This is a genomic window from Kocuria sp. CCUG 69068, assembly GCF_020833785.1.
GTDB classification, from domain to species: domain Bacteria; phylum Actinomycetota; class Actinomycetes; order Actinomycetales; family Micrococcaceae; genus Kocuria; species Kocuria rosea.
This window is the reverse complement of sequence record NZ_PDDL01000045.1, coordinates 20989-27296: the sequence shown is the minus strand read 5'-3', so window position 1 is coordinate 27296 and position 6308 is coordinate 20989. Positions and strand designations below refer to the sequence as shown.

Below are 6308 nucleotides of genomic sequence, written 5' to 3'. Positions count from 1 at the left end.
TCGAGGGTGCGTCGGCGGCCGACAGGCCTCACCGGGCGGCGGGCGGCGTGATGTCCTCCACCAGGCCGGCCAGCCACGCGGCGCACAGCGCCGGCCAGGCCGCGGGCCCACCGGTGCCGCCGGCCAGCCCGAGACCGTGCGGTCCGCGGGGAAAGACGTGGAGGGCGTGCGGCACGCCCCGGCGCGCCAGCGCCTGGGCCAGCAGGTAGGAGTGCTGCACCGGCACGGACGCGTCGTCGGCGGTGTGCCACACGAAGAAGGGCGGCGCGTCCCGGGTCACCAGCCGGTCGAGGGACGTGGCCGCCCGCACCTCGGCGGCGGGCCCCGGGCCCAGGAGCTCCTCCTGCGACCCCCGGTGCGTGTCGAGCTGCATGGACACCACCGGGTAGCCCAGGACCACGGCGTCGACCCGCTCGGGGCCCGAGACCGGCGCGGTGAGCGCGGCGTGCCCGGCCAGGTGTCCGCCGGCGGAGAACCCCAGCAGGACGACCCGCCCGGCCCCGGCCGCCCTGACCCGGCGCACCTCGGCGTGCACCGCGTCCACGGGGGCGGGGTGCCTGGCGTGCACGGGATAGCGGAGGACGCCGGCGGAAAGGCCGAGGCCGCGGAGCCACTCGGCCACGGGTTCGCCCTCGTGGTCCGCGTGCCGGGCGTACCCGCCGCCGGGGAGTACGACGACGTGCGGAGCGGGCGACGGCGCGGGCGGTCGCGCCCCCGCCGGTCCGGCGGCAGGGTGAACGGGGTCCATGCGGGGTGCCTCCTGGTCGGGGGTGGACGGTCCGGCGCCGGGCGCACGGCACCGGCTCCGCGGAACGGCAGGACATCGGTGCCCGTTCGTCCCGCGCGGGAGCATCCGGGCGTCCGAGGCCCTACTCTGTCATCATGCTGATCACCACCGCGGCTCCGCCCGCCCCTGTTGAGACCGCGCCGGAGGCCCTCCGATGAGCGGCGGTCTGATGGCCCTGCTGGACGACGTCGCCGCCCTGGCCCGCGTCACCGCCGCCTCCGTGGACGACATCGGCGCGGCGGCGGGCCGGGCGAGCATGAAGGCCGCCGGCGTCGTCGTCGACGACACCGCCGTGACCCCGCAGTACGTCCAGGACGTCTCCCCGGCCCGCGAGCTGCCCATCATCTGGCGCATCACCAAGGGCTCGCTGCGCAACAAGCTGATCTTCATCCTCCCGGTCATCCTGCTGCTGAGCCAGTTCGCGCCGTGGCTGCTCACCCCGATCCTCATGCTGGGTGGTAGCTACCTGTGCTTCGAGGGGGCCGAGAAGATCTGGTCGAAGGTCTCGGGCCACGGGGCCAAGACCAAGACCCCCGTGGTCGAGAAGGGCAAGGACGCGGAGGACACGATGGTCGGGGGCGCGGTGCGCACCGACCTGATCCTCTCGGCCGAGATTATGGTCATCTCCCTCAACGAGGTGGCCGGCGAGCCGCTGCTCTCGCGGGCGGCCATCCTGGTGGTCGTGGCCATCGGCATCACCGTCCTGGTCTACGGGGTGGTGGCGCTGATCATCCGGATGGACGACTTCGGCCTGCACCTGGCCGGACGGTCCTCCCCGACCACGCAGAAGATCGGCCACGGCCTGGTGAAGGGCATGCCCGGGCTGCTCACGGTCATCTCGGTCGTGGGCACCGCCGCCATGATCTGGGTGGGCGGGCACATCGTCCTCGTCGGCCTCGACGACCTGGGCTGGCACGCCCCGTACGAGGCCGTCCACCACGTGGAGGTGCTCGTGCACGACGCCGTCCCCGGCGGTCTCGGCGCGGCGCTCGCCTGGCTCACGAACACCTTCTTCTCCGCCGTCCTGGGCCTGGCCTGGGGTGCCATCCTGGTGCTGGTCTGGGAGCTGCTGCCCTTCGGCAAGGGCGAGCACGAGGCCGAGCACGCCGCCCACGGCGCCCACGAGGCGCAGGACGAGCACCACGGGAAGCACTCCTCGGCGGCGTCCTCGGGGGAGGAGGGTGCGGGACCGTCCGGCCCGTCCGACCCCACCCCGCCGGCCGACGGGGGCTCCACCGCGGCCCGCTGACCGGGCGAGCCGGGAGTCCGCTCAGAGGTCGTCGGGGTCCCCGGCGCGGGCGTTGAGGTACTCGTCCAGGACGGCGGAGCCCAGATCCCCCGGGTCCGGCGCCACCACGCGCCCGTCGATCCGCTCGGCCATCCGCCGCAGGAACCGCTCCAGCCCCGGGTCGTCGCCGAGCCGGAAGAACGTCGCCTGGGCCCCCATGCGTCCGAGCCGGTCGAGCTCCTCGACCGTGGCGCGCAGGGTCTCCGGCTCCGTGGGCCAGGAGAACCAGCTCTCGCCGTCGGGCAGCAGGTGCGCCGTGGGCTCCCCGTCGGTGACCACGAGCAGGACGGGCTGCATCGAGGGGTGCTTGCGGAAGAACCGCGTGGCGAGCAGCAGGGCGTGGTGCAGGTTGGTGCCCTGCTCCCGCACCGGCGGCAGCCCCGTGAGCTCGTCGACCGGCAGGGCGCGGGCGTAGCGGCCGAACGCGACGATCTGCAGCTGGTCCCCCCGGAACCGGGTGGAGACGAGGTGGTGGAGCGCGAGCGCCGTGCGCTTCATGGGCACCCAGCGCCCCTCGGCGGCCATGGAGAACGAGGTGTCCACGAGGAGGACGACGGCGGCCTGCGTGCGCGCCTCGGTCTCGGCGACCTCGATGTCGCGGACGTCGAGGCGCAGCCCGCGCCGGACGTCGCCGCCCTCGGCGGCGGTGCGCCGGATCGCGTTGGTGATGGTGCGGGTGGTGTCCCACGGCTCGGCGTCCCCGAACTGCCACTCCCGGGTGGCGCCGGAGGGCTCGCCGGCCGCACCGGCGAGGCGGGTGTCGCGCTGACCGGTCCGGGAGGACAGGTTCTGCGCGGCGTCCCGCATCAGCGCCTTCCCGATCCGGCGCACGGCGCGGGGCGAGAGCCGCAGGTCCCCGTCGGCGCCGCGCTGCAGGTAGCCGCTGTCCCGCATCGCCCGCTCCAGCTCGGCCAGGGTCCGGGCCGAGACCGCGGCGTCCTCGCCCAGCTGCCGTGCGAGCGCGTCGAGGTCCATGTCGTCCAGGTTGGCGCCCCGGTGGTGCTGCGCCAGCTGCTCGGCGAGGGAGTCGAGCTCGGCGATGTCCTGGAGCACGCCCGTCCCGTCGCCGAGACCCAGGCCGTCCTGGCCCTCGAAGCCCTCCGACCCGCCCCAGTCCTCGCCGGGGCGCAGTCCCTGCAGGTTCGCGTCGAGCCGGCCGAGCTGGTCCATCAGCTCGGAGGAGCCGAACGCCTGGGCGGAGAGCTGCATCAGCTCCTGGCGCTGCTCGGGGGACATGGAGTTGAGCATCCGCTGGGCCGCCGCCGCGCGCTGGGCCAGGGCGTCGATCAGCTCGTCGACCGACTGCGGGTTCTCGGGGAAGTGCTCCCCGTGCTTCGCCATGAAGTCCTGGAAGTCCTCCTCGGTGTCCTCGCCCCGCCCGTGCTTCTCGAGCAGCTCGTTGAGGTCCCGGAGCATCTCGGCCACGGCCTCCCGGTCGGCGTCCGTGGCGTTCTCCAGGGCCTGCTTCATCCCGGCGAAGCGCTGGTCCAGCAGCTCGCGGCCGAGGAGGTCCTTGATCTGCTCGTAGGCCTCCCGGGCGGACTCGGACTGCCAGTCGTAGGACGCGAGCTCGCTGACGGCGGCGGCCGTGGAGCTCGGCAGGCCGTCGAGCTGCATCTCCCGGAAGGAGCGGTCCATCGGGTCCATCCGGGCGTCCCGCAGGAACTGCTCGCGCTCCAGACGCAGCGCCTTGTCCAGCAGCTTCTTCGCCTCCTCGAGCGTGCCGCCCAGGCCGTGGCGCTTCAGCAGCTCGCGCCGGCGCTGCTGCAGGCGCCGGGACAGGTCGTCCAGGCCGTCGCGGCCGCGGCCGCCCCGCCGGAGGAACTCGCGCAGCGCGTGCTCCGGCGAGTACCCGGCCATGACGTCCTCGGAGACGGCCTCGAGCGCCTCGGAGAGGTCCACCGGCGGGGCCAGCGGATCGGGTCCTCCGGTGTACCGGCCGTACCTCGAGGACCGGTGGTGTGCGGGCATGACGCCCCCTCTGTGTCTTCTCTGTGTCCCGGTGCGGAACCCGGTGCGGGTCCTGGTGCCGGCCGTGCGGTCAGCCGTAGACGGTGCCGGCCTCGTCGGCGTCCTTGGAGATCTTCTGGGCGAGGTAGAGCCCCTCCAGCGCCAGCTCGATCGCGCTGGCGCGCTGGCCCGGCGTGCTCGCGCCGAGGCGTGCGGCGATCTCGTCGTAGGCGGTCGCGGCCCCGTCGTCGTCGGAGGCCGTCAGCTCGGGCAGCCCGGCGAGGAAGTCCTGGGCGGAGACGTCGTCGCCGGTGGACACGGTCGTGCGGCCGTCGAAGGCCTCCACGACCGGGCCGAGGTCGAGACCGCGGAAGCGGCCGCGGACGGTCTCGGCGGTGGCCCGGCGGAGCAGGTGGTCGAGGATCGCGCGCTCGCGGCCCTCCTCGCCGGACTCGAACTCGATCTTGCCGGCCAGGACGTCGGTGGCCGTCTCCATGTCCACCATCCGCGCGACCGCCTCCGCCTCGCCGCGGATCGTGGCGCGGCGCAGCGCCGCGGCCGCGACCGTCTCCGCGCCGGCGATGGCGAAGCGCGCCGACACCCCCGAGCGCTGGTCCACCGCGGAGGACTCCCGCAGGAGGCGGGTGAACCGGGCCAGGGTCTCCAGGATCGTGTCCGGGACCTCGGCGATCAGCTCGGCCTCCTGGCGGATCACGGCGATCTCGTCCTCCAGCTCGAGCGGGTAGTGGGTGCGGATCTCGGCGCCGAACCGGTCCTTGAGCGGCGTGATGATCCGGCCTCGGTTCGTGTAGTCCTCGGGGTTGGCCGTGGCCACCACGAGCACGTCCAGCGGCAGCCGCAGGACGTAGCCGCGGATCTGGATGTCCCGCTCCTCCATCACGTTGAGCATGGCCACCTGGATGCGCTCGGCGAGGTCGGGCAGCTCGTTGATCGCCACGATCCCGCGGTGCGAGCGGGGCACGAGCCCGTAGTGGATGGTCTCCGGGTCCCCGAGCCGCCGGCCCTCGGCCACGCGCATCGGGTCCACGTCCCCGATGAGGTCCGCCACGGACGTGTCCGGGGTGGCGAGCTTCTCGACGTAGCGCTCCGACCGGTGCCGCCAGACCACGGGCAGCTCGTCGCCCTCGAGCAGGATCCGGCACCGCGACGCCTCGGTCAGCGGCTCCAGGGGGTGCTCGTTGAGCTCCGACCCCTCGATGGCGGGGGACCACTCGTCGAGCAGGCCGGCGAGGGTGCGCAGCAGGCGGGTCTTGCCCTGGCCGCGCTCGCCCAGCAGCACCACGTCGTGGCCGGCGAGCAGGGCCCGCTCGAGCTGCGGCAGGACCGTACGCCCGAGCCCGTGCAGGCCCGGCCAGGGGTCACCGCCCTCGGCCAGCGTGCGCAGGAGGTTCTCGCGGATCTCCTCGCGCAGCGTCCGGTGGGTCACGCCGGCGGCGCGGAGCTCGCCGAGCGTGCGGATGTCAGGGTGATCGGTGCGATCAGTCACAGCGCCAACCTAACCCCGGCGTCAAGAGGGCGCCCCCGGGCCGGGTCCGGCGTCGTCGCAGGCGGCGCCCGACGACGACGGGCGCGGGGCCCCTGTGGCCCCGGGGCCCCCGCCAGTACGCTGGTGCATCATGGTCACTCGCAAGGCACCACGGAGCACCCTCGTCCTGCTCGTGCGGCACGGGGAGACCCCCACCACGGGCAAGGTCCTGCCGGGGCGGGCCCCCGGCCTGCACCTCTCCGAGCGCGGCCGGGCCCAGGCCGACCGGGTGGCGGAGCGGTTCGCGGGCGTGCGCGTCGACGCCGTGTACACCTCACCGCTCGAGCGCACGCGCGAGACCGCGGCGCCGACCGCGGCCCGGACCGGCCGGGAGGCCGTCGTGGAGCCGGGACTGCTCGAGTGCGACTTCGGGGAGTGGACGGGCGAGGAGCTCTCCCGCCTCTCCCGGCTCAAGGCGTGGTCGACCGTCCAGCGGGCGCCCTCGACCTTCCGCTTCCCCGGCGGCGAGAGCTTCCCCGAGATGCAGGCGCGCACCGTGGGCGCCGTGGACCGGGTGCGCGCCGCCCACGAGGGCGGGGTGGTGGTCTGCTTCTCGCACGCCGACCCCATCAAGGCGGCCCTCGCCCACGCCCTGGGCACGCACCTGGACCTGTTCCAGCGGATCGTGGTCAGCCCGTGCTCCGTCTCGGCGATCTCGTACGCGCCGGGGCAGGCGCCGGCCGTGCTCACCGTGAACTCCACGGACCAGCCGCTGGCCGGCCTGAGGGTGTCGTGAG

The 6308-nt window shown here is 74.4% G+C and carries 5 protein-coding genes; 2 read left to right on the top strand and 3 right to left on the bottom strand.

Translation table 11 applies throughout. The features are described 5' to 3' along the window. Positions 1-28 precede the first annotated feature (28 nt). Positions 29-748, bottom strand: a complete 720-nt coding sequence (locus tag CRM73_RS10400) for an alpha/beta hydrolase (protein WP_229587620.1) — start codon at positions 746-748, stop codon at positions 29-31. A gap of 193 nt (positions 749-941) precedes the next feature. On the opposite strand from CRM73_RS10400, the gene CRM73_RS10395 reads away from it, so the two are divergent. Continuing rightward, complete coding sequence (locus CRM73_RS10395; protein ID WP_229587618.1) at positions 942-2036, top strand: DUF808 domain-containing protein; 1095 nt, start codon at positions 942-944, stop codon at positions 2034-2036. Positions 2037-2057: 21 nt separating this feature from the next. Here the strand turns inward: CRM73_RS10395 and CRM73_RS10390 are convergent, their stop codons facing one another. After that, positions 2058-4046: a VWA domain-containing protein gene (locus tag CRM73_RS10390; protein WP_229587616.1), complete on the bottom strand. Its 1989-nt coding sequence runs from the start codon at positions 4044-4046 to the stop codon at positions 2058-2060. Between the two features lie 70 nt (positions 4047-4116). After that, entirely contained in the window at positions 4117-5532 is a 1416-nt protein-coding gene (locus CRM73_RS10385) for a sigma 54-interacting transcriptional regulator (protein WP_229587614.1), read from the bottom strand. Between the two features lie 130 nt (positions 5533-5662). On the opposite strand from CRM73_RS10385, the gene CRM73_RS10380 reads away from it, so the two are divergent. Next, the gene (locus CRM73_RS10380) at positions 5663-6307 is read left to right on the top strand and encodes an MSMEG_4193 family putative phosphomutase (RefSeq protein WP_109244478.1); all 645 of its coding nucleotides are present in this window, start codon (positions 5663-5665) and stop codon (positions 6305-6307) included. Position 6308: the final 1 nt, after the last annotated feature.